Genomic DNA, 21,376 nt, shown 5'->3' with positions numbered 1-21,376 from the left:
CCATGACCACGCTGAACCCCGCCGACACCTCGACCTGGTTGCCGCTGGAGGGGCTCGCTCCCGGCTTCGACGCCAACAAGGCCCCCCACTCCACCGCGCTGAGCGGCACCGAGGTCACGGTCGTCGACGGGCGCGGCACCCGCATCGTGCACCGATTCGCGGAGTCCACCGTCACCTGGGACTACCACCCGGGAGCGGAGGACGACACCGAAGCCGCGTCCGACACCGACGACTACGAGGCGTTCGAGGTCGACGAGCAGCTCTACTTCGTGCAGTTCCACCACCGCTATCTGCCGAACGAGGCCGTCTCGCTCGTGCTCGACCTGCGTCAGGGACGCGCGCTGGCCGTCCTCTCCGAGATCCTGCCGGCGCCGGAGCAGGGCCGCACCCGGGTGCAGCACCACTTCGCCCCCGGCGTGATCGAGGGCATCGAAGCGCGCGGGGCCGAGGCCGCTCCCACGACCACGCTCATCGGTCGCCGCGTCGAGTGGGTCTACAGCGAGGAGCACGCCTACGAGCACGTCTACCTGTCGTCGCGGTGGTACTCGTGGCAGTGCCTCGCCGGCCCCGAGCGCGGGCTCGCCGACACGGATGAGAACAGCGTGTGGCAGATCCGCCCCGGCATCTACGTGTTCGCCTGGCGCGAGAAGGTCATCCCCTGCGCGTCGGTGACCATCGCCGACCACCGCGACGTGAACGCCATCCGCTCGCACGGGGTGCTGTTCGGCCTCGACGAGAGCGGAGAGGTGCCGACGCACTTCACGTTCGGCGCCCATGGACGTCTGCTCTCCACGACGCTGCATGCGCCGGAGCTGGAGCCTGCGACCTTCGGAGGCGTGTGAGATGACCGACGTCGCCGACCTCATCGTCACCGGTTCCGTGATCCGCACGGCCGACCGTGCGAACCCCGTGGTCGAGGCCTTCGCCGTGCGCGACGGCCGGATCCTCGCCGTCGGGGCGCGCTCCGACATGGAGGGGCTCCGCGGGCGCAGGACCCGACTGCTCGAGGTCGGCGACGCGGCCGTGTATCCCGGCTTCGTCGACGTGCACAACCACCACGCCCTCGCCGGGCGCACGGACCTGTTCGAGCTGTCGCTCGCTCCGTCGCTGACGCTCGACCAGGTGCTCGACCGGGTGCGGGAGAAGGCCGCCGATCTGCCGGAGGACGCCTGGATCGTCGGCGGCGCTGTCGCGACGACGTTGCTGCCGGCCCTCGCGAACACCGCTAGTCGCCGGCGTCTGGACGAGGCGAGCGGAGGGCGCCCGGTGATGCTGATGGAGGACTCGCGTCACAACCGCTGGGCGAACAGCCGAGCGCTCGAGCTCGCAGGGATCACGGCGCAGAGCATTCCCGACGCGGGTGTGACGCTGCTCGATCCCGACGACGGCACGCCCTCCGGCGTGCTGCTGGAGGCCGCGGGGATCCCTGTGCAGGAGGCGTACGACCGCACGGGTGGCCTCACGCCGCAACAGCACGCGGCGGCCTCCCGGCGCGGCGTCGAGATCCTCAACTCCTACGGCGTCACGACGTTCCAGGATGCGGGTGTCTCGGTGGACATCCTCCGCGCGCTCGCCGATCTCGACGGCGCCGACGAGCTGCATGCCTGGGTCGTGTCGTCCCTGCTGATCAACGACGAGATCTTCGGCTTCGATCCGATCGGCGCTGCTCTCCTCGACCGCGGAGAGGAGTTCCGCTCCCGGCATCATCGTCCCGACTTCGTGAAGATCTTCCTCGACGGCGTTCCGCCGGCGCACACGGCCGCATTCCTCGACCCCTATCCGACCGACGCAGCCCACGGTGCGCACTTCCACGGCGAGACGACCATGACCCTGGACGAGCTCACCGGGTGGCTGCGCGCCGTCGCTGAGCGGGGACTCGGTGCCAAGGTGCACTGCACGGGAGACGGCTCGGCCCGCCTGGTCCTCGATGCCGCGCAGCGGCTGCGGTCGGAGGGCTTCACCACGCCCGTGCAGATCGCGCACGGCCAGTTCCTCGCCGACTCCGACATCCCTCGTCTGGCGGCGCTGAACGTCTCCGCCGACATCTCCCCGTTCATCTGGTACCCGGGAGTGATCCCGCAGGCCCTCGCCGACGTGCTCGGCGATCGGGCCGAGCACTCTCAGCCCAACCGCGCGCTGCTCGACGCCGGAGCGCTGGTCGCCGGAGGCAGCGACTGGCCCGTGAGCGAGTCCCCGAACACTCTGGAGGGACTGCAGGGCCTGGTCACCAGGGCCGATCCTCTCGGCCGCGCTCCGGGAACGCTCTGGCCGGAACAGGCCATCACGGCCGAGGAGGCGTTGGAGGTCTTCACGATCAACGCGGCGACCGCGATGGGCCTCGGCGCCGAGACCGGCTCCCTCACCCCCGGGAAGTCCGCCGACTTCGTCGTGCTCGCGCGTGATGCGATCGCGGGACCCGCCGACGAGATCGTGCGCACCCCGGTCGTGTCGACGTGGTTCGCCGGCCGCCGCGTGCACGGACACTGATCGGGGATGCGGCGCCGCGCCGATACGATGAGGCGATGCGACGCTTCCCCTCGTCCGTGTACTCCGTCGGAGAAGAGCCGGATCCGCGATTCTCGCTCGCCAACGAGCGGACGTTCCTGGCCTGGACCCGAACCGCGCTCGCACTGATCGCCGGCGGCGTGGCTCTCGAGGTGCTCGGTCTGGATCTGCATCCGGGCTTCCGCCTTGCGGCGTCGCTGCTGCTGATGGTCACCGGGACCGTGGTCGCACCCCTCGCCTGGTGGGAGTGGATGCGCGCGGAACGGGCGCTGCGGCAGTCGCGGCCGCTGCCCGGAGCCCTGTCCGCGATCCTCCTCGCCGTCGTGGTGGTGACGGTCGGACTGCTGGTCCTGGCCGGCGTCCTGTGGCGCTGAGCGCGTCGGGATCATGATGCGCCGCACCGCGTCACCGCCCCGGTTGTACGATCCCGGCCTGCAGCCGGAGCGGACCGAGCTGGCGTGGCGGCGCACCGCGCTCGCGATCGCGATCGGTTCGCTGCTCTCGCTACGGGTCTTCCCCCTCGTGATGCCTCCCGCCTTCGCCGCCTGGGGCTTCGCTCCCGGGGTCGTCGGCGTCGGCACCGCCTGTGTGCTCTGGGTCGCGGCACGAAGACGACAACGCCGCGCGACCGCGGTGCTCACCGGGAGCGCCGCGGGTGCGCTTCCCGGCGGTGCCCTCCTGCTCCTGCTCACCGTGTTCGCGACGGGTTTCGGGGCGATCGCGGTGATCTTCGTCGCCGTCGCGCTGCCGCTGATGTGAACGAACGCAGCACGGTCAGCTCGGCAGACCGGACGGGATGAGGTCGATCGGCGCAGACAGCTGCTCTCGGCGTCGGGGCGCACCCGGAACAGCGGGCCCCCGTCGTCGAGCGGGGGCACCGCGTTCCACCATGCCTCGGCGTGCCGGCGTTGTGCCGGACCTTCAGTCCTCGAGGAGGAATCGGGCGCCGCGCTCGCCGATCAACGCGGCCGGTGCGTTCGTGTTGCCGGTGGGCACGGTCGGGATGACCGAGGCGTCCATGACGTGCAGCCCCTCCACCCCCTGCACGCGCAGACGGGCATCGACCACGGCCTCGGGGTCGGACCCCATCCGACAGGTGCCGACCTGGTGGTGGTAGGTGATGGCCGTGCGACGCACCCAGTCCTCGACCTCATCGTCGGCGATCTCGGGACCGGGGTACGCCTCGATCGCCCCCCACTCCTCGCCCAGCGCAGGACGCGCACCGATGCGACGGCACTGACGCACGGATGCGGCCAGCGCGGCCACGTCCCGATCGTCCTGGAGCGCGGCGAGATCGATCAGGGGCGGGTCGGCCAGACCAGGGCCGGACAGCGTCAGACGCCCACGACTGTGCGGCGTCACCAGGCCCGCCATCAGCGTGAACCCGTCGTCACCACGAGGGTCGAGCTCGCCCCACATGGGCACGGAGAAGTGGATCGGCTGCGTGTCGGGCTCTGCCAGATCGTCGCGGCTTCGCCAGAAGAGATGCGTCTGGGTGACGGACACCCCCGGCTGCGGGGGCCCGACGGGACGACGGGTGGTGAAGATCACGGGTGAGAGGAGGTGGTCGTGGAGGTTGGCGCCGACACCGGGCGCATCGTGCACGACCGGGATCCCGAGCGCGGCGAGATCCGCCGCGGGGCCGATCCCCGAGCGCAGCAGGATCACGGGGGAACCGATCGCCCCGGCGGAGAGGATCACGTCGTCGGCGAACACCTCCTCCGCACCCTCGCCCTCCCCCAGGCGCACGCCGACCGCTCGGCCGTCGCGCACGATCACCGAGTGCACCTCGACGCCGGTGCGGATCGTCATGCGCTCGGCCACCGGCTGCGCGTAGGCGGTCCAGGTGTTGACACGGCGCCCGTCCCGCATCGTGACCTGCTCCTGCGAGACGCCGTCGAGCACTCCCCCGTTGTAGTCGGGGTTGTGCGGCAGGCCCTCCTGCACCGCGGCGTCGATGATCGACGCCTGGATCGGCGAGAGGGGGTAGTCGTCGGTCACGGGCAGCAGATCGTTCTCGATCGCCTGATACACCGGCTCCACCTCGGACCAGCCCCACCCGGTGGCCCCCGCGCGTTCCCACGCGTCGTAGTCGGAGGCGGCGCCGCGCACCCAGATCATGGCGTTGAGGGCATGCGATCCGCCCGTCACCTTCCCTCGCGGGAGGTGCAGTCGGCGCCCGCCCGCGTGCTCCTGCGGAACGGTGAAGAAGTCCCAGTCCTCGGCGGAATGCCACAGCTCCCCCGCACGGGACGGATCGTGGATGGCGGGGTTCGTGTCGTAGCCGCCGGCCTCGATGAGGGTCACATCGACCCCCGCGTCGCTCAGGCGTCGTGCGATGATCGCACCCGAGGTCCCTGCGCCGACGACGATGACGGAGCGCATCGGTCAGGCCTTCCGGGCGGGGCCGGAGACGACCTGGGTGACGGCGACGGACTTGAGGCCCTCGACGCCGAACTCCAGGCCGTAGCCCGAGCTCTTGACACCGCCGAACGGCACCATCGGGTGCAGTCCGCCGTGGGAGTTGATCCACACCGTTCCGGACTGCATCCGCGACGCCGCATCGCGCGCCGCCTCGGGATCGCTCGCCCACACGGAGGCTCCGAGACCCACATCGACCGCGTTCGCCCAGGCGAATGCCTCGTCCACGTCGGTGTAGCGGATCACGGGGAGCGCGGGGCCGAACTGCTCCTCCTGCACCAGCGCCGCATCGTTGTCGATGTCGGCGACGATGGTGGGCCGGTAGAAGAGCTCGCCGAGCTCGGGCGCCGCCTCGCCACCGGTGACGATGCGCGCGCCGCGGCTCTTCGCATCCTCGACCAGGCGGCTGACGATGTCGAACTGCGGACGGTTCTGCAGCGGCCCGAGCACATTGCCCTCATCGAGGCCGTTGCCCATCGGCACGGAACCGGCGATCGCCGCCAGCGCATCGACGACGTCGTCGTAGACGGAGTCGTGCACGTACAGACGCTTCATCGCCGCGCAGGTCTGACCCGTGTTGATGAACGCGCCCCAGAACAGATCCTCCGCGATGGCGGCGGCGTCCGTGCCCGGCAGCACGATCCCCGCATCGTTGCCGCCGAGCTCGAGGGTGAGACGGGCCAGGTTGCCGGCGGAGCTCTCGATGATGCGGCGGCCGGTGGCGGTCGAGCCGGTGAACATGATCTTGTCGATGTCGGGGTGCGACGACAGTCGAGCACCCACCTCGCGGTCGCCGGAGACGCCGATCAGCACGTCGTCCGGCAGCACCTCGTTCATCACCGCGATCATCGCGAGCACGCTCAACGGCGTGTACTCGCTCGGCTTGGCCACGACCGTGTTGCCCATGCGCAGCGACGGACCGATCTGCCAGATCGTGATCATCAGCGGCCAGTTCCAGGGACCGATCGCGCCGACGACGCCCGCGGCCTTGTAGACGAGCTCGGCGTGCATGGTGTCGTCGTCGACGAGCACCTGCGACTCGAGCACCGTGGTGGCGTTGGTGCGCAGCCACGCCGAGCAGGCACCCAGCTCGAAGCGGGCGTTCGGGCCGTTGAGCGGCTTGCCCTGCTCGCGGGAGAGCAGATGGGCGAGGCCTTCGGCGTTGGCGTCGATCGCGTCGGCCGCGGCGAGGAGCAGCGCGCTGCGCTTCTCGTGCCCGAGCGCCTCCCAGCCCGGCTGCGCGGCCTTCGCCCTCGCGATCGCGTCGTCGAGGTCGTCGACCGTGGCGACGGGTGCTCTGCCGATGACCTCGCGGGTCGCGGCATCCGGGATCTCGCGGCCGGCACCCTCGAGCGCCTGGATGCGGTCGAGCAGCGCTGCGGCTGCGGAAGCTGCGGAATCGGACATCGGTGTCTCTCCTTCGAGCGTGGCGCTGGCCGGCGGCGGGGTGGACGCCGGTCGTCCTCTCATTCTCGGACGAGCACCGTCACCGCACTTGTCGCGGAGCGCGCCGCAGATGTCCGAGTGCGAAGGATGATCCGGTCGGGGCTCAGTTGCGGGGGTAGTCCTCGAAGATGAGCGTGGTCCTCGTCGAGCGGATCGACGGGATCGCCTGGATGTCCTCCAACACGATGCGACGCAGATCGCGAGCATCGTTCGCCCGCACCAGCAGGATCACGTCGAAGTCGCCCCCGACCAGCGCCATGTGCTCGATCTCGGGTATCGAGCGCAGCCGTTCGCTCACGGCCTGCCACGTCGCCTGCTCGATCGCGAGGGTCACATACGCGCTGGCGTGGTGCCCGAGGAGCACGGGATCGGTGCGCACGGAGTACCCCATGATGACGCCGGCATCGGTCAGGCGCTTGATCCGCGCATGGGCGCCGGCGCGGGAGATGTGCACCGCGTCCGCGATCGCCGTCATCGATGCCCGCGCGTCACGGCGCAGCTCCTCGAGGATCGCGCGATCCGTCTCGTCCAGAGCGACCATGCGACCCCTTCCCTCAGCGCAGTATTTCTGACACTTCGATCAAGAATGCCTCACTCCAGCCACATTCATCCAGGATTCTTCAAAAGATCTTGGATGACTGTCGCCCCGCAGGCAAGCTGTCCTCACCGAGTTCGGCAAGGAGGGCGAACGCATGCTGCACACCGACCTGCTCCCGCGAGACACCGCGGTGCAACTGATCGACCAGAGCGGAGCGCCGGTCGTGGACGACCGGTACGCGCTCCCCGACACCGACACCCTCCTGGCTGCCTACCGCGGGCTCGTCGAGGGCCGACGCATCAACGATCAGGCCGGAGCCCTGGTGCGCCAGGGGCGCCTCGCCGTCTACCCGTCGTCGCACGGCCAGGAGGCCTGCCAGGTCGGCGCCGCGATGGTTCTCGGCTCCACCGATTGGCTGTTCCCGACCTATCGCGACTCGGTCGCCGTGATCGCTCGCGGGGTCGAGCCCGCCGACGCCATGGTCCTCCTCAAGGGCGACTGGCACTCGGGGTACGACGTGCGCGCGCATCGCGTCGCCCCGCAGGCCACGCCGCTCGCCACGCAGCTGCTGCATGCGGTCGGCTTCGCCCAGGCCGCGAAGCATCGGGGCGAGGACACCGTGGTGCTCGCCCTCTGCGGCGACGGTGCGACCAGCGAGGGCGACTTCCACGAGGCGATGAACTTCGCCGCGGTGTTCCACGTCCCCGTCGTCTTCTTCGTGCAGAACAACGAGTTCGCGATCTCGGTCCCGCTCGCGCGGCAGACGGCGGCCCCCTCCCTCGCCCACAAGGCCGTCGGCTACGGGATGCCGGGACAGCGCGTCGACGGCAACGACGTCGCCGCGGTCCTCACCGTGCTCGGCGATGCCGTGTCTCGCGCCCGTGCCGGCGGGGGCCCGTCCCTCATCGAGGCGCACACGTATCGGATGCAGGCGCACACCAACGCCGACGACGACACCCGCTATCGCGAGCGCGACGAGGTGCAGGCCTGGGTCGCCCGTGATCCGCTGGTGCGACTGCGCGCACACCTCACCTCCACCGGCGCACTCGACGCCGAGGCCGAGGAGCGCTTCGCGGCGGGCGCGGAGGAGATCGCGACCGCGATGAGGGCCGCCCTGAACACCGATGCCGACCTCGATCCCGAAGACCTGTTCCGCTTCGTGACCGAGACCCGAGCCCCGCAGCTCGATGAGCAGTGGCACCTGCTGCGTGACGAGATCGAGCGCTCCGGTCTCGCCGATGCCGGAAGCACCCTGAACGGAGGCCACCGATGACGATCGCACAGGACGACACCCGCACCGAGACCGCGTCCGGCACGACGACGATGACGATGGCGGCCGCGCTCAACAGAGCGCTGGCCGACGCCATCGAGTCCGATCCGGATGTCGTGGTCTTCGGCGAGGACGTGGGCGCGCTGGGCGGCGTCTTCCGCATCACCGACGGACTCACCGCGCGCTTCGGCGAAGAGCGCTGCTTCGACACCCCGCTCGCGGAATCCGGCATCGTCGGCACCGCCGTCGGCATGGCCATGAACGGTCTGCGTCCCGTGGTGGAGATGCAGTTCGACGCGTTCGCGCTCCCCGCGTTCGAGCAGGTCGTCAGCCATGTCGCCAAGCTCGGCAACCGCACCCGCGGCGGTATGCGGATGCCTCTGGTGATCCGCATCCCGTTCGGCGGCGGCATCGGCGGTGTCGAGCATCACTGCGACTCGTCCGAGGCCTATTACGCGCACACGCCGGGCCTGACCGTCGTCAGCCCGTCCACGCCGCAGGATGCCTACTCCCTGCTGCGTGCGGCCATCGCCTCCCCCGACCCTGTGATCTTCCTCGAGCCCAAGAAGCTCTACTGGGCCAAGGGCGAGGTCGACACCTCGATCACGGCGGAGCTGGGAACAGCACGCATCGCCCGCGACGGCACGGATGTGACGCTTCTGGCCTACGGAGCCTCCGTGCCTCTGGCGCTCGAAGCGGCCGAGGTCGCCGCCGCCGAAGGACGCAGCGTGCAGGTCGTCGACGTCCGCTCGCTCTCGCCGTTCGATGACGCCACCGTGACGGCCGCCGTGAAGTCGACCGGTCGCGCCGTCGTGATCGCCGAGGCGCCGGGCTACGTGAGTGTGGCGTCCGAGATCCAGGCCAGGGTGTTCGAGCGCTGCTTCGAGTACCTCGCCGCTCCCGTACGACGGGTGACGGGCTTCGACACCCCCTACGCCCCTCCGAAGCTCGAGCACTGGTACCTCCCCGACGTCGACCGCGTGCTCGACGCGATCGACACGCTGCACTGGGAGGACGAGGCATGAGCACTCCGCTGAAGCCGCATGCGGGCGCCCAGGTGTTCCGGCTCCCCGACCTCGGTGAGGGCCTGACCGAAGCGGGCCTCGTGCAGTGGCTCGTCGCCGTGGGCGACACCATCACGACCGATCAGCCGATCGCCGAGGTCGAGACCGCGAAGAGCATCGTCGAGCTGCCGTCGCCCTTCGCCGGGGTTGTCACCGCGCTGCACGGCACCGCCGGCGACACGATCGACGTCGGCGCCCCGGTGCTCGAAGTGGCCGATCCCCTGACATCGCCGGCGCCGTCCGCCCCGTCTCCTGGGGCCCAGCCCGAGCACGAGGCGTACCGCGAGGAGGAGCGCGCGGGTTCCGGGAACGTCCTCATCGGCTATGGAACGACCGCGCGCACCGCGAAGGGACGACGACGCCCGTCCGCCGCCTCGGTGTCCGCGCCGCGCGAGCAGGTGTCGCCGGCGGCGCCGGCGGCGTCGCATGCCGCGCCCCGCACCTCCGAGGCTTCCGCGCCTTCGGGCCCGGCCGATCGCCGCCCGGTCGCCGTCCGCTCCCCGCTCGTGCGTCGACTCGCCAGGGATCTCGGTCTCGACGTGCACGCGATCACCGCGACCGGCGCCGACGGCGCCATCACCCGTGCCGACGTGCTGCGAGCCGCCGTGGACAGCGCCGTCGACGGCGCCGCCGCCCACCACGCCGGCACCACAGGACCTCGAACCGGCGAGACCGTGGACGGGCTCGGGGTGCGCGCCCGCGAACGGATGTCTCCCCTGCGCCGGGCCGTCAGCGCCAAGCTCACCCGCAGCAGGTCCGAGATCCCCGAGGCCACCGTCTGGGTCGACGTCGACGCCACGGCCCTGTGGGACCTGCGCGGGCAGATGGCCCCCGAGGGTGGGAAGGCGCCGTCCCTGACCGCACTCCTCGCCCGCTTCGTGCTGCTCGCGCTGGAGGACCATCCTCTGCTGGCGTCGCGGCTGAGCGAGAGCGGAGACGAGATCATCTCCTTCGACGGCGTGAACCTCGGGATCGCCGCGGATACGGAACGGGGGCTCCTGGTGCCGGTGCTCCCCCGCGCCCACGAGCTCACCGTGGCACAGCTCGACACGGCGCTGCGCGAACTCACCGTCACGGCGCGCTCCGGCACCATGCCGCCGGAGCGCCTGCGCGGGTCGACCTTCACGCTCAACAACTACGGAGGCCTGGGCGTCGACGGCTCGGCCGCGATCATCAACCACCCCGATGTGGCGATCCTCGGCATCGGTCGGATCATCGAGCGTCCGTGGGTGGTCGACGGGGCGATCGTGGCTCGACGGATCGTCCAGGTCTCGCTCGCGTTCGACCACCGCGTGTGCGACGGCGGCTACGCTGCCGGCTTCCTGCGGCGGGTGACCGAACTCATCGAGCACCCCCTGCGAGCGTTCGGGAGGGTCTGACCGAAAGCGCGGGTTCTCGATTCCGACGGCGCCGATGCGCTACGCTCGGCAATTACTGACCGACCATTCGGTCATGAATAGCCGGGGCGCCTCGTCGCCCTCCCCTCCCGGAATCGCAGAACAATGGAGTTCGCATGACGTCAGCAGTCTCCGACCGCACCTCGTCCGCACGGATGCCCGCCGAAGAACGGCGGGTGCTCGCCGGCACCCTCGTGGGCACCTCGATCGAGTGGTACGACTTCTTCATCTACGCCCAGGCCGCGGGATTGGTGCTCGCACCGCTGTTCCTGGCCCCGATCGCCCAGGAGAGCCCCGGCTTCGCCCAGGTCCTCTCGTTCGCGACCATCGGCATCTCCTTCCTCTTCCGCCCCCTCGGCGCGATCGTCGCCGGCCACCTCGGCGACAAGCTCGGGCGCAAGAAGATGCTCGTGCTCACCCTCATCATGATGGGGCTGTCCACATCGCTCATCGGCATCCTGCCGACCTACGCCGCGATCGGCGTCGCCGCGCCCATCCTGCTGATCCTGCTCCGCATCGTGCAGGGATTCTCCGCGGGCGGCGAGTGGGGCGGAGCCGCACTGATGGCGGTCGAGCATGCGCCGAGCAACCGACGAGGACTCTTCGGCGCGTTCCCGCAGATCGGTGTCCCCGTCGGCATGATCCTCGCCACCTCGACGCTGTGGGTGCTCACCAGCTCGATGTCGCCGGAGGCCTTCCTCGAGTGGGGCTGGCGCATCCCGTTCCTGCTCTCGATCGTGCTCATCGCGGTCGGCTACGTGATCCGCCGCGCCGTCGACGAGAGCCCGGTCTTCGAGGATCTGCGACGTCGCCGCAAGGAGGCATCCGCTCCGCTGAGCCGCCTGTTCCGCCAGAACACCAAGCAGGTGGTCCTGACCGCGATCATCTTCATCGCCAACAACGCGGCGGGCTACCTGCTCATCGCGTTCTTCGCGACCTACGCCGTCGCGACGCTCGGCATGGAGCGTCCTCCGGTTCTGCTGGCGACGACGCTCGCCTCGTTCGGATGGCTCATCTTCACCCTCTGGGGAGGACACCTCTCCGATCGACTCGGTCGCATCCGCACCTTCCAGATCGGGTACGTCGCACTCGCCCTGTGGGCGGTGCCGATGTGGTTCCTGATCGATACCGCGAACATCCTCTGGTACTTCGTGGCGTTGTTCGTGATGACGTTCGCGCTCGGTCTCTCCTACGGGCCCCAGGCCGCGCTCTACGCCGAGATGTTCCCCGCGAACGTGCGCTACTCGGGAGTATCCATCGGCTACGCCCTCGGCGCGATCCTCGGCGGGGCGTTCGCGCCGATGATCGCCGAAGCCCTGATGAACCAGTTCCACGCGGCCTGGACGATCGGCGCCTACATCGCGGTCGCCGCGGTGATCTCGCTCATCGGGGTCTCCCTCGTCAAGGAGACCAAGGGCGTCGATCTGCTCACGTGAGCCTCGGGCCGACCACCCGGGATCGCAGCGATCCCTGAGTCTGTGACATAATTACCGGACGATCGGTCAGTAATTCGGATCGATCGTCCGGACACGGGCCACCCGTCGAGACAACGCAGTCAGGAGTTCCGCATGACCGAGGCATACCTCGTGGGAGGCGTACGCACCCCGGTCGGACGCTACGGTGGCGCGCTCGCCTCCGTCCGCCCGGACGACCTCGCATCGATCGTCGTGCGCGAAGCGGCGCTGCGCACCGGAATCGACCCGCTGCAGGTCGAGATCGACGAGGTCATCCTCGGTGCCGCCAACCAGGCGGGCGAGGACAACCGCAACGTCGCCAGGATGGCGGTGCTGCTCGCGGGGCTTCCCGACAGCGTCCCCGGAATCACGGTCAACCGGCTCTGCGCCTCGGGGATGTCCGCCGTCACGATGGCGGCGCAGGCCGTCCGCGCCGGCGACGCCGATGTGATCCTCGCCGGCGGAGTCGAGTCGATGACCCGCGCGCCCTGGGTGCAGGCCAAGCCGGAGAAGGCCTGGGCGAAGCCCGGTGCCGCGTTCGACACCTCGATCGGCTGGCGCTTCCCGAATCCGCGCCTTCTGGCGCGCGAGAAGGCGACGTTCTCGATGCCGGAGACGGCGGAGGAGGTCGCCCGCGTCGACGGCATCAGCCGCGACGAGGCGGATGCCTTCGCGCTGCGCTCGCAGGAGCGCGCCGCCGCGGCGATCGCGGGCGGGCGGTTCGAGGCGGAGATCGTCGGCGTGCCCGTCGGCTCCGGCGAGGTCACGGTCGACGAGGGTCCGCGGCCGGAGACGACGCTCGAGGGCCTCGCGCGGCTGCGACCCGTCGTGGCCGGCGGTCAGGTCGTCACCGCGGGCAACTCCAGCGCCCTCAACGACGGTGCCTCCGCGATCGTGGTGGCGAGCGCTGCGGCAGTCGAGCGCTACGGTCTGGTGCCGCGTGCCCGCATCGTGGCCGGCACCAGTGCGGGCCTCGCGCCCGAGGTCATGGGCCTCGGTCCGGTTCCCGCGACTCAGAAGGCGCTGCGACGGGCGGGCCTCTCGATCGACGACATCGGCTCGATCGAGCTCAACGAGGCCTTCGCCACGCAGTCCATCGCCTGCATCCGACGGCTCGGCCTCGACGAATCGCGCGTGAACGCCGACGGTGGAGCCATCGCCCTGGGCCACCCTCTCGGTTCGTCCGGGTCCCGGCTGCTGGTCACCCTCCTCGGCCGCATGGAACGCGAGGGGTCGCGCTACGGCCTGGCCACCATGTGCGTCGGCGTCGGACAGGGCGCCGCCCTGATCGTGGAGAAGGTGTGATGTCGGAACCCTCGCCCGCCGGCGATCCCCTCCTCGTCGAGAGCCACGGCGACCGTGTGGTCGCGACGCTCCATCGTCCGCACAAGCGCAACGCGATCGACCAGGCCACCATCGATGCGCTGCACGCGCTGTGCGCCGAGCTCGAAGCCGCACCGCGCCCCTTGATCCTCACCGGCGCCGGCGGCGTGTTCGCGGCTGGGGCCGACATCGCCGAGCTGCGCGAGCGCCGCGCGGCCGACGCACTGCGCGGTATCAACGCTCACGCGTTCATCCGCCTCGCCGAACTGCCCATGCCGGTCATCGCGGCGATCGACGGATATGCGCTCGGGGGCGGAGCCGAACTCGCCTATGCCGCCGACATCCGCATCGCGACCCCGTCCATCGCCATCGGCAACCCCGAGACCGGACTGGGCATCCTCGCCGCGGCAGGAGCCGGATGGCGGCTGAAGGAGATCGTCGGAGATGCCAGGGCGATCGAGCTGCTACTCACCGGTCGCACCGTGAAGGCCGAGGAGGCGCTGCGCATCGGACTCGTCTCGGCGACCCACGAGCCGGCGGACCTGCTGCCGGCCGCGCACGCCATCGTCGATCGCATCGTCCGGAACGACCCGGCAGCCACCATCGCGACCAAGCGCGTGTTCCGCGCGCCTCGTGACCACCACCCCGCCGTCGACCTGGAGGCACAGGCCGAGCTGTTCGAGAGCCCGGAGAAATTCCGACGGATGACCGACTTCCTGGAGCGGAGAGACCGATGACCGAGACCAGTTCCCTCGCCCCTGGGCACGTGGGCGTGCTCGGCGGCGGACGGATGGGCGCCGGCATCGCCCACGCGTTCCTGCTCGCCGGTTCCCGGGTCACCGTCGTCGAGCGCGATGCCGACGCCGCACAGGCGGCCGCCGCCCGTGTGCTCGAGTCGGTCGACTCGTCGATCGCCAGAGGCACGGCGCTCGCACCCGTCGAGGAGTATCGGGAGCGTCTCGCGACGGGCACGGATGCCGCGCTGTTCGCCCCGTGCACCCTCGTCGTCGAGGCGGTGCCCGAGGACCTCGCGCTCAAGATCGATGCGCTCCGCCGTGTCGAAGCACACGTCGCCTCCGACGCCGTGATCGCCTCGAACACCTCCTCCATCTCGATCGATGAGCTGGCCGCGGTGCTCGATCGCCCCTCGCACCTGCTCGGCATGCACTTCTTCAACCCGGTGCCCGCCTCCACGCTCGTCGAGATCGTGCGCGGAGCGAGCACCGCTCCCCCGCTCGTCGACTCCGCCCGCGGCTGGGTCGCCGCCCTCGGCAAGACGCCGATCGTCGTCGCCGATGCTCCCGGGTTCGCGTCGTCCCGGCTCGGTGTCGCGCTCGGACTCGAGGCGATCCGCATGCTCGAGGAGGGCGTCGCCTCCGCCGAAGACATCGACACGGCGATGACGCTCGGATACAAGCATCCGGTCGGACCGCTCCGACTCACCGACATCGTCGGACTCGACGTGCGGCTGGGCATCGCCGAGTACCTCGCCGCCCATCTGGGTGAGCGCTTCGAACCTCCGGCTCTGCTGCGTCGCCTGGTCGCCGAGGGCCACCTCGGCCGCAAGAGCGGACGCGGCTTCTACGAATGGGACGCCTCATGAAGGGAACTGAGATGACCGAGATCCTCCCCAGCTACGTCGAGGGAGAGTGGTGGACGCCGGCGTCCGCGGCTCGGGCCACCGAGGTGCGTGATGCCTCGACGGGAGAGGTCGTGGCCCGCGTCTCGACCGACGGACTCGACCTGGGTGCCGCGCTCGACCACGCCCGCACGGTCGGGCAGGCGTCGCTCGGGGAGCTCACGTTCCACCAGCGCGCCGTGCGGCTCAAGCAGCTCGCCCTCGCCCTCACCGAACGCAAGGCCGAGCTGTACGCGCTCTCCAGCCGCACCGGCGCCACGACACAGGACTCGTGGGTGGACATCGACGGTGGGATCGGTGTGCTGTTCGCGTACTCCAGCAAGGGCCGTCGCGAGCTGCCCAACGCCAAGGTCTACGTCGACGGCGGCGTGGAGAACCTCGCCAAGGACGGCTCCTTCCTCGGCCGCCACATCTACACGCGACTGCGGGGCGTGGCGGTGCAGATCAACGCCTTCAACTTCCCGGTCTGGGGGGCGCTGGAGAAGTTCGCTCCCGCATTCCTCGCCGGCGTCCCCACCCTGGTGAAGCCGGCGACCCCGACCGGGTATCTCGCCGAGGCGATGGTGCGCGTGATGGTCGAGTCCGGTCTGCTCCCCGCGGGCTCGCTGCAGCTCGTCTCCGGCAGCGTGCCCGATCTCTTCGACGAGCTGCGGCTCGGCGACCTCGTGGCCTTCACCGGTTCGGCGTCGACAGCAGAGCAGCTGCGCGCGCACGAGTGCGTGCAGACGGGAGGCGTGCGCTTCACGAGCGAGACCGACTCGATCAACGCCTCGATCCTCGGGACGGATGCCGTCGCCGGCACGCCCGAGTTCGATGCCTACATCAAGCAGCTCGTCGCCGAGATGACCACGAAGGCCGGGCAGAAGTGCACGGCCATCCGTCGCGCGATCGTGCCGACGGCTGCCGTCGACGACGTCATCGCCGCGGTCCGCGAGCGGCTGTCCGCGCGGGTCGTCCTCGGCGATCCGCGCGCCGAGGGGGTCACGATGGGTCCGCTCGCCTCGACCGCACAGCGCGAAGAGGTGCTGCGTCAGGTGGGGCGCCTGCAGGCCGGCGGCGGAGAACTCGTGATCGGTACGACCGACGCCCCGATCGTGCGTCACGTCGACGGCAGCGAAGGACCCGCCCCCGATGGCGCCTTCGTCGCACCGATGCTGCTGCGATTCCCCGACGCCCAGAGCCCGGCGGTCAACGAGATCGAGGCGTTCGGCCCGGTGTCGAGCATCATCGGCTACCGCACCCTCGACGAGGCGAGCGCCCTGGTGGCACGCGGCGGCGGCTCGCTCGTGACGAGTGTGGCCACGCACGACCCCGAGGTCGCGGTCGCGCTCGCGACGGGCATGGCCGCCTACAACGGACGCGTGCTCTTCCTGGACCGCGATGATGCCCGCAGCTCGACCGGACACGGCTCCCCGCTCCCGAACCTCGTGCACGGCGGCCCAGGCCGCGCGGGCGGAGGCGAGGAGCTCGGCGGCATCCGCGCGGTGCTGCATCACATGCAGCGCACGGCCGTGCAGGGTTCTCCGACGATGATGACCGCCCTCACCGGCGTCTGGCATCAGGGCGCGGCCGCGCGCCCCTACGAGCAGGACGGCGGCGTGCATCCGTTCCGCAAGTCTCTGGCCGAGCTCCACGTGGGCGATCAGGTCAGAAGCGGCTCGCGCACCGTGACCCTCGACGACATCGAGACGTTCGCGGCGTTCACCGGCGACACGTTCTATGCGCACATGGATGAGACCGCAGCCTCCGCGAACCCGTTCTTCCCCGGACGCGTCGCGCACGGGTATCTGCTGGTGTCGTGGGCTGCGGGTCTCTTCGTCGACCCGGCGCCCGGTCCCGTGCTGGCGAACTCCGGGCTGGAGAACCTGAGGTTCGTGACGCCGGTCTCCCCCGGCGACGACATCCGTGTGGAGCTCACCGCGAAGCAGATCACCCCGCGCGAGACCGACGAGTACGGAGAGGTGCGCTGGGACGCCGTGCTGAAGAATCAGCACGATGACATCGTGGCCACCTACGACGTGCTCACGCTGGTCGCGAAGGAGCAGGCGGCGGCGTAGCAGCGGCGCCGGAGTCGGGGTCAGACGGCCGCGGCTCCGGCCTCACCGCGTGTGCGCAGCCCGTCGAGAGCGAGGGCGACCACATCGTCGGCGAGACGGTCGGCGCCCTCGCGTCCGCCGGGGCGGTACCACTCGACGATCGAGTTGATCATCCCGAACACGAGTCGCGCGACGACGCTCGCATCGATGTCGGCCCGCAGCGCGCCTTCGCTCTGCGCCTCCGACACGAGCGCGGTGATCCGACGGTCGAAGGCCCGCCTGCGGATCAGCGCCTTGCGCTCGACATCGGTGTTCCCCCGCACGCGCAGCAGCAGCGTCACGGCCGGCAGCTGGTCGACGAGCACACGGACGGCGCCGCGGAGCACGTGCTCGAGCCTGTCGACAGCGCTGGGTGCAGCCGGCCCCTGGGCCGATTCGGGAAGCGGGTTCTCCACGACGGCCTCGAGGCCGCTCAGGGCCGCGTCGAGAGCCAGGTCGAGGATCTCATCCTTCGAGCCGAAGTGATGGTAGATCGCCGACTTCGACAGACCGAGCCGCTCGGCGAGCATGCCGATCGACGTGGCGTCGTACCCGTATTCGTTGAAGGCGGCGACGGCGACACCGAGGATCCCCTGCTGGTCGTACCCGGGGCGGCCTCGTCGTGTGCTCTGCATCTCGGACATCACCCCACAGTCTCGCACCCGATGGGGCGTGCGCACCGGAGCATCGGCCGCGAGGCGACCGCGGTGTCGCTGGTCGTCACCGCAGGTCGTACACCCGCTTGTACTTCCCCTCGCTCCGAGGCAGCGTCCCCGGCTCGGCGAGCTGAACCGCGACGGTCGATCCCACGAAGATCTTGATCCGCTGCGCGAGCACCTCCGCCGCGCTCTGGCAGGTCTCCACGGACAGGTCGGGATGGCGCTCGATCCGCACCTTCAGCGTGTCCATCCGTCCTTCCTTCGACAGCTCGAGGATGAAGTGTGGGGTCAGCTGCTCGATCCCCAGGACCAGCTCCTCGATCTGCGTGGGGAACAGGTTCACACCGCGCAGGATGATCATGTCGTCGTTGCGACCGGTGATCTTCTCCATCCGTCGCATCCCCGGACGCGCGGTCCCCGGCAGCAGTCGGGTGAGATCGCGGGTGCGATAGCGGATCACGGGGAACGCCTCCTTGGTGAGGGAGGTGAAGACGAGCTCGCCGAGTTCGCCGTCCGGCAGCGCCGCCCCGCTGTCCCCGTCGATGATCTCCGGCAGGAAGTGGTCCTCCCACAGATGCGGACCGTCCTTGGTCTCGAGGCACTCATTGCCCACCCCCGGCCCCATGACCTCGCTAAGCCCGTAGATGTCGAGGGCGTCGATCCCCAGACGCTGTTCGAGCTCGTGACGCATCTCGTTCGACCACGGCTCGGCGCCCAGCACCGCGACCTTCAACGACGTGGAGCGCGGGTCGACGCCCTGCGCAGCCATCGCGTCGGCGATCGTGAGGAGGTAGCTCGGCGTGCACAGGATCGCATCCGGCTCGAAGTCGAGGATGAGCTGCACCTGGCGGGCGGTCTGGCCGCCGGACATGGGGATGGCGGTCGCTCCGAGCGCTTCGATGCCCGCGTGCGCGCCGAGACCGCCGGTGAACAGCCCGTAACCGTAGGCGTTGTGCACCTTCATCCCGCGGCGGATCCCGCTCGCACGCAGCGAGCGCGCCACCAGCGAAGCCCACCTGTCGAGGTCGCCCCGCGTGTACCCGACGACCGTGGGTCGCCCTGTGGTGCCGCTGGAGGCGTGGATGCGGGCGACGTCGGACATCGGCACCGCGAACATCCCGAACGGGTAGGTCTCGCGCAGATCCTCCTTGGTCGTGAAGGGCAGCAGCTGCACGTCGTCGAGGGTGCGGATGTCTTCCGGACGCACACCCGCCTCATCGAGTTTGCGCGTGTAGAGAGGCACGTTCGCGTAGGCGTGGCGCACGGTCTGCTGCAGTCGGGCGAGCTGGAGCGCGGCGATCTCGTCGCGACCCATGCGCTCTTCGGCATCGAGCTCGGCGGCTGCGGGCGGGCGGACACGGGAGGATGTTGCGGTCGTCATCGACACGGGGTGCTCCAGGGGGTCAGAAGGTCTGGCTGGTGGTGCGGGAACGCCCGCGGAACTCGGCGACGGGGTCGCCCTGCTCGTCGACGACGGTCACGTCGTAGATGCCGGAGCGTCCGGTGCGCGATCGCCGGATCGCGGTCGCGGTGAGCGTCTGGCCGGAGACGGTCGGCTTGAGGAAGGAGATGTCCGCTCCGGCGGCGACCGTGACCCGATCGTCTTCGTTGCACGCGATCGCGAAGGCGGTGTCGGCCAGGGCGAAGACGAATCCGCCGTGGGTGATCTGGAAGCCGTTGGTCATGTCATCCCGCACGCGCATCGAGACGACCGCGTGCCCCGGATCGTCGCGTTCGACGACCAGGCCCAACGAGGCCGAGGCGCGGTCGCGCTCCATCATGGCGCGATTGGGTCGCACGGCGTCGGTCGCCTGCGTCGTCGCTTGTGTCATCGTCGACCTCCTCGTCGAGCGGGTCGGACGTCGCACCTGCGACATCCGACCCGCTCATACTAACCGAACGATCGGTCAGTTAGTCAACGGAGTCGGCGAGCGCCGCCGTGGCGGCGGCCCGCGCTGCGGCGGCCGAGGGGGCACCGAGCGCGGCTGCCGCCGCTCGACGGCACGCCGCCGGAGACACCGCGCTCAACCGCGCAGCGACCCGCCCCAGCGACCGCGGGGCCATCGACAGGGATGTCACCCCCAATCCGACCAGCACGGGTGCGAGCTCGGGGTCACCGCCGGCCTCGCCGCACACCCCCACCGGTTTGCCGGCAGCACTGCCCGCGTCGCCGACGATACCGATGAGTCTCAGCACCGCGGGCTGCCAGGGATCGTTCAGATCTCCCAGGTCGCTGAGCAGCCGGTCCGCCGCCATCGTGTACTGCGCGAGATCGTTGGTGCCGAGGCTGACGAAGTCGACGACCTCGAACAGCTCGGCGGCGAGGAGAGCCGCCGACGGCGTCTCGATCATGATGCCCACCCGGTCGAGGCCCGCGGCCCGGCACCGTTCGGCGAAGCCAGCGGCCTCATCGACCGTCGCCACCATCGGAGCCATCACCTCGACCTGCGCCGCCTCCTCGGCAGCCGCCCGAGCGAGCGCAGCCAGCTGGCCGTCGAGGAGCTGAGGGCGCCGGCGCGCGATCCGCAGTCCGCGCACGCCGAGGGCGGGGTTGTCCTCGCTCTCGGCGTTGGCGAACGGCAGCGGCTTGTCGCTTCCCGCATCGAGGGTGCGCACGACGACCTTGCGCTCGGGGAAGGCGGCCAGCACACCGCGGTAGGCGGCGACCTGCTCGTCGATGCTCGGAGCATCGACGCGATCGAGGAAGCAGAACTCCGTGCGGAAGAGCCCGACGCCCTCCGCGCGGGCCGAGGCGGCGCTGACCGCGTCGGCTGCTCCGCCGACGTTGGCGAGCAGCGGGATCCGTTGCCCTCCGGCGAGCACGCCGACACCGTCGAAGTCGACGGCGGTCGCCGACGCCCGCGCCAGCGCGATGACCGATTCGGCAGGCTCGACCTCGACCGTGCCCCGGTCGCCGTCGACGAGCACCATCACGCCGGCGGGGATCGCTTCGGCGTCGTCGAGACCGACCACGGCAGGCAGACCGAGCGAGCGCGCGATGATGGCGGTGTGCGAGGTCGGCCCGCCCTGAGCAGTGACGAGGGCGACGCATGCTCCCCCGGCTAGCAGCGCGGTGTCGGCGGGAGCGAGATCGGGGGCGACCAGGACGAAGGGCTCATCGCGCTCCGGGACGCCAGGCATGTCGACCTCGAGGATCTCGGCGATGATCCGGTCGCGCACGTCGCGGATGTCGGCGATGCGCTCGGCCATCCGGCCCCCGAGCGCAGCAAGAGCCTTCTCGTGGACGACGGCCGTCTCCCAGACCGCGCGGGCAGCGCTGCATCCCTTCGACCGCACGAGCGCGGTCGCCTCGGACACCAGCTCAGGATCGGATGCCAACAGGCGGGAGGCATCGAGGATCGCCTTGGTCTCCCCCGTCGCCTGCGCGGTGCGCGAGCGCAGCTGATCGGCGACGGCGACGGCCGCCCACTCGATGGCGGAGACCTCGGAATCCCGATCCGCTTCGGCGACGACCGTGTCGGGGTCGGGTTCGGGAAGCGGGGGTGCGAGGTGGACGACGCGGGCGGCGACCTGGCCGGGGCTCACCCCGCGCCCGCGAAGCACGGAGCCGGCCGCGATCTCGCG

19 protein-coding genes are annotated in these 21,376 nt (G+C 70.5%); 12 read left to right on the top strand and 7 right to left on the bottom strand.

The window, feature by feature from the left end:
• Positions 1-2 precede the first annotated feature (2 nt).
• From F6W70_RS14805 to F6W70_RS14790, 4 genes are read left to right on the top strand one after another with little or no spacing between them, the layout of a single operon-like run.
• Complete coding sequence (locus tag F6W70_RS14805) at positions 3-842, top strand: molybdenum cofactor biosynthesis F family protein (RefSeq protein WP_127482029.1); 840 nt, start codon at positions 3-5, stop codon at positions 840-842.
• Position 843: 1 nt separating this feature from the next.
• The gene (locus tag F6W70_RS14800) at positions 844-2,487 is read left to right on the top strand and encodes an amidohydrolase (RefSeq protein WP_151487139.1); all 1,644 of its coding nucleotides are present in this window, start codon (positions 844-846) and stop codon (positions 2,485-2,487) included.
• A 35-nt stretch (positions 2,488-2,522) separates the two neighbouring features.
• Positions 2,523-2,879 (top strand): YidH family protein, encoded by a 357-nt coding sequence (locus tag F6W70_RS14795; protein WP_017828398.1) that lies wholly within the window; start codon positions 2,523-2,525, stop codon positions 2,877-2,879.
• Positions 2,880-2,892: 13 nt separating this feature from the next.
• On the top strand, positions 2,893-3,264 hold the full coding sequence (locus F6W70_RS14790; RefSeq protein WP_235562608.1) for a DUF202 domain-containing protein: 372 nt from the start codon (positions 2,893-2,895) through the stop codon (positions 3,262-3,264).
• Between the two features lie 162 nt (positions 3,265-3,426).
• On the opposite strand, the gene F6W70_RS14785 is transcribed toward F6W70_RS14790, so the two are convergent.
• From F6W70_RS14785 to F6W70_RS14775, 3 genes are all read right to left on the bottom strand, one after another.
• Positions 3,427-4,890 (bottom strand): GMC family oxidoreductase, encoded by a 1,464-nt coding sequence (locus F6W70_RS14785; protein WP_151487138.1) that lies wholly within the window; start codon positions 4,888-4,890, stop codon positions 3,427-3,429.
• Between the two features lie 3 nt (positions 4,891-4,893).
• The gene (locus F6W70_RS14780) at positions 4,894-6,333 is read right to left on the bottom strand and encodes an aldehyde dehydrogenase family protein (RefSeq protein ID WP_318278910.1); all 1,440 of its coding nucleotides are present in this window, start codon (positions 6,331-6,333) and stop codon (positions 4,894-4,896) included.
• 142 nt (positions 6,334-6,475) lie between these two features.
• Positions 6,476-6,913, bottom strand: coding sequence for an Lrp/AsnC family transcriptional regulator (locus F6W70_RS14775; protein WP_318278909.1), 438 nt, complete (start codon positions 6,911-6,913; stop codon positions 6,476-6,478).
• Positions 6,914-7,064: 151 nt separating this feature from the next.
• On the opposite strand from F6W70_RS14775, the gene F6W70_RS14770 reads away from it, so the two are divergent.
• The 8 genes from F6W70_RS14770 (at position 7,065) to paaZ (ending at position 17,114) form a co-directional block, all read left to right on the top strand.
• Entirely contained in the window at positions 7,065-8,183 is a 1,119-nt protein-coding gene (locus tag F6W70_RS14770; RefSeq protein ID WP_151487137.1) for a thiamine pyrophosphate-dependent enzyme, read from the top strand.
• On the top strand, positions 8,180-9,205 hold the full coding sequence (locus F6W70_RS14765; protein WP_055877552.1) for an alpha-ketoacid dehydrogenase subunit beta: 1,026 nt from the start codon (positions 8,180-8,182) through the stop codon (positions 9,203-9,205). The genes F6W70_RS14770 and F6W70_RS14765 overlap by 4 nt, the downstream gene beginning before the upstream one ends.
• Positions 9,202-10,623: a dihydrolipoamide acetyltransferase family protein gene (locus F6W70_RS14760; RefSeq protein WP_151487136.1), complete on the top strand. Its 1,422-nt coding sequence runs from the start codon at positions 9,202-9,204 to the stop codon at positions 10,621-10,623. Before F6W70_RS14765 ends, F6W70_RS14760 begins: the two co-directional genes overlap by 4 nt.
• Positions 10,624-10,757: 134 nt before the next feature.
• The gene (locus tag F6W70_RS14755) at positions 10,758-12,077 is read left to right on the top strand and encodes an MFS transporter (protein ID WP_151487135.1); all 1,320 of its coding nucleotides are present in this window, start codon (positions 10,758-10,760) and stop codon (positions 12,075-12,077) included.
• A 132-nt stretch (positions 12,078-12,209) separates the two neighbouring features.
• Positions 12,210-13,400, top strand: a complete 1,191-nt coding sequence (locus F6W70_RS14750; RefSeq protein WP_151487134.1) for an acetyl-CoA C-acyltransferase — start codon at positions 12,210-12,212, stop codon at positions 13,398-13,400.
• Complete coding sequence (locus F6W70_RS14745) at positions 13,400-14,155, top strand: enoyl-CoA hydratase/isomerase family protein (RefSeq protein ID WP_151487133.1); 756 nt, start codon at positions 13,400-13,402, stop codon at positions 14,153-14,155. Before F6W70_RS14750 ends, F6W70_RS14745 begins: the two co-directional genes overlap by 1 nt.
• Positions 14,152-15,021 (top strand): 3-hydroxyacyl-CoA dehydrogenase family protein, encoded by an 870-nt coding sequence (locus F6W70_RS14740; protein ID WP_127482022.1) that lies wholly within the window; start codon positions 14,152-14,154, stop codon positions 15,019-15,021. The genes F6W70_RS14745 and F6W70_RS14740 overlap by 4 nt, the downstream gene beginning before the upstream one ends.
• Positions 15,022-15,032: 11 nt before the next feature.
• A complete protein-coding gene (gene paaZ, locus F6W70_RS14735; protein WP_151487132.1) occupies positions 15,033-17,114 on the top strand; it encodes a phenylacetic acid degradation bifunctional protein PaaZ in 2,082 nt (693 codons plus the stop codon).
• Positions 17,115-17,134: 20 nt separating this feature from the next.
• Here paaZ and F6W70_RS14730 read toward each other — a convergent pair whose 3' ends face one another.
• The 4 genes from F6W70_RS14730 to ptsP all read right to left on the bottom strand — a co-directional run bounded on the left by F6W70_RS14730 (position 17,135) and on the right by ptsP (position 21,370).
• Complete coding sequence (locus F6W70_RS14730; RefSeq protein ID WP_055870647.1) at positions 17,135-17,776, bottom strand: TetR/AcrR family transcriptional regulator; 642 nt, start codon at positions 17,774-17,776, stop codon at positions 17,135-17,137.
• A gap of 76 nt (positions 17,777-17,852) precedes the next feature.
• Positions 17,853-19,172, bottom strand: a complete 1,320-nt coding sequence (gene paaK, locus F6W70_RS14725) for a phenylacetate--CoA ligase PaaK (RefSeq protein WP_055871216.1) — start codon at positions 19,170-19,172, stop codon at positions 17,853-17,855.
• 22 nt (positions 19,173-19,194) lie between these two features.
• The gene (gene paaI / locus F6W70_RS14720; RefSeq protein ID WP_055871214.1) at positions 19,195-19,623 is read right to left on the bottom strand and encodes a hydroxyphenylacetyl-CoA thioesterase PaaI; all 429 of its coding nucleotides are present in this window, start codon (positions 19,621-19,623) and stop codon (positions 19,195-19,197) included.
• A gap of 79 nt (positions 19,624-19,702) precedes the next feature.
• Positions 19,703-21,370: a phosphoenolpyruvate--protein phosphotransferase gene (gene ptsP / locus F6W70_RS14715; RefSeq protein ID WP_373695319.1), complete on the bottom strand. Its 1,668-nt coding sequence runs from the start codon at positions 21,368-21,370 to the stop codon at positions 19,703-19,705.
• Positions 21,371-21,376: the final 6 nt, after the last annotated feature.

Source organism: Microbacterium maritypicum (genome assembly GCF_008868125.1).
Classification (GTDB): Bacteria; Actinomycetota; Actinomycetes; order Actinomycetales; family Microbacteriaceae; genus Microbacterium; species Microbacterium maritypicum.
Note: the sequence above shows the minus strand (reverse complement) of the source record. Positions and strands in the feature narration are given on the sequence as shown.

Excerpts from the sequence above, each read along its gene's own strand:
- F6W70_RS14730 (WP_055870647.1), bottom strand. The coding sequence starts at position 17,776 with ATGTCCGAGATGCAGAGCACACGACGAGGCCGCCCCGGGTACGACCAG.
- paaZ (WP_151487132.1), top strand. The coding sequence starts at position 15,033 with ATGACCGAGATCCTCCCCAGCTACGTCGAGGGAGAGTGGTGGACGCCG.
- F6W70_RS14780 (WP_318278910.1), bottom strand. The coding sequence starts at position 6,333 with ATGTCCGATTCCGCAGCTTCCGCAGCCGCAGCGCTGCTCGACCGCATC.
- F6W70_RS14745 (WP_151487133.1), top strand. The coding sequence starts at position 13,400 with ATGTCGGAACCCTCGCCCGCCGGCGATCCCCTCCTCGTCGAGAGCCAC.
- F6W70_RS14805 (WP_127482029.1), top strand. The coding sequence starts at position 3 with ATGACCACGCTGAACCCCGCCGACACCTCGACCTGGTTGCCGCTGGAG.
- paaI (WP_055871214.1), bottom strand. The coding sequence starts at position 19,623 with ATGACACAAGCGACGACGCAGGCGACCGACGCCGTGCGACCCAATCGC.
- F6W70_RS14800 (WP_151487139.1), top strand. The coding sequence starts at position 844 with ATGACCGACGTCGCCGACCTCATCGTCACCGGTTCCGTGATCCGCACG.
- F6W70_RS14740 (WP_127482022.1), top strand. The coding sequence starts at position 14,152 with ATGACCGAGACCAGTTCCCTCGCCCCTGGGCACGTGGGCGTGCTCGGC.
- F6W70_RS14765 (WP_055877552.1), top strand. The coding sequence starts at position 8,180 with ATGACGATCGCACAGGACGACACCCGCACCGAGACCGCGTCCGGCACG.
- paaK (WP_055871216.1), bottom strand. The coding sequence starts at position 19,172 with ATGACGACCGCAACATCCTCCCGTGTCCGCCCGCCCGCAGCCGCCGAG.
- F6W70_RS14775 (WP_318278909.1), bottom strand. The coding sequence starts at position 6,913 with ATGGTCGCTCTGGACGAGACGGATCGCGCGATCCTCGAGGAGCTGCGC.
- F6W70_RS14760 (WP_151487136.1), top strand. The coding sequence starts at position 9,202 with ATGAGCACTCCGCTGAAGCCGCATGCGGGCGCCCAGGTGTTCCGGCTC.
- F6W70_RS14795 (WP_017828398.1), top strand. The coding sequence starts at position 2,523 with ATGCGACGCTTCCCCTCGTCCGTGTACTCCGTCGGAGAAGAGCCGGAT.
- F6W70_RS14770 (WP_151487137.1), top strand. The coding sequence starts at position 7,065 with ATGCTGCACACCGACCTGCTCCCGCGAGACACCGCGGTGCAACTGATC.
- F6W70_RS14750 (WP_151487134.1), top strand. The coding sequence starts at position 12,210 with ATGACCGAGGCATACCTCGTGGGAGGCGTACGCACCCCGGTCGGACGC.
- F6W70_RS14785 (WP_151487138.1), bottom strand. The coding sequence starts at position 4,890 with ATGCGCTCCGTCATCGTCGTCGGCGCAGGGACCTCGGGTGCGATCATC.
- F6W70_RS14755 (WP_151487135.1), top strand. The coding sequence starts at position 10,758 with ATGACGTCAGCAGTCTCCGACCGCACCTCGTCCGCACGGATGCCCGCC.
- F6W70_RS14790 (WP_235562608.1), top strand. The coding sequence starts at position 2,893 with ATGATGCGCCGCACCGCGTCACCGCCCCGGTTGTACGATCCCGGCCTG.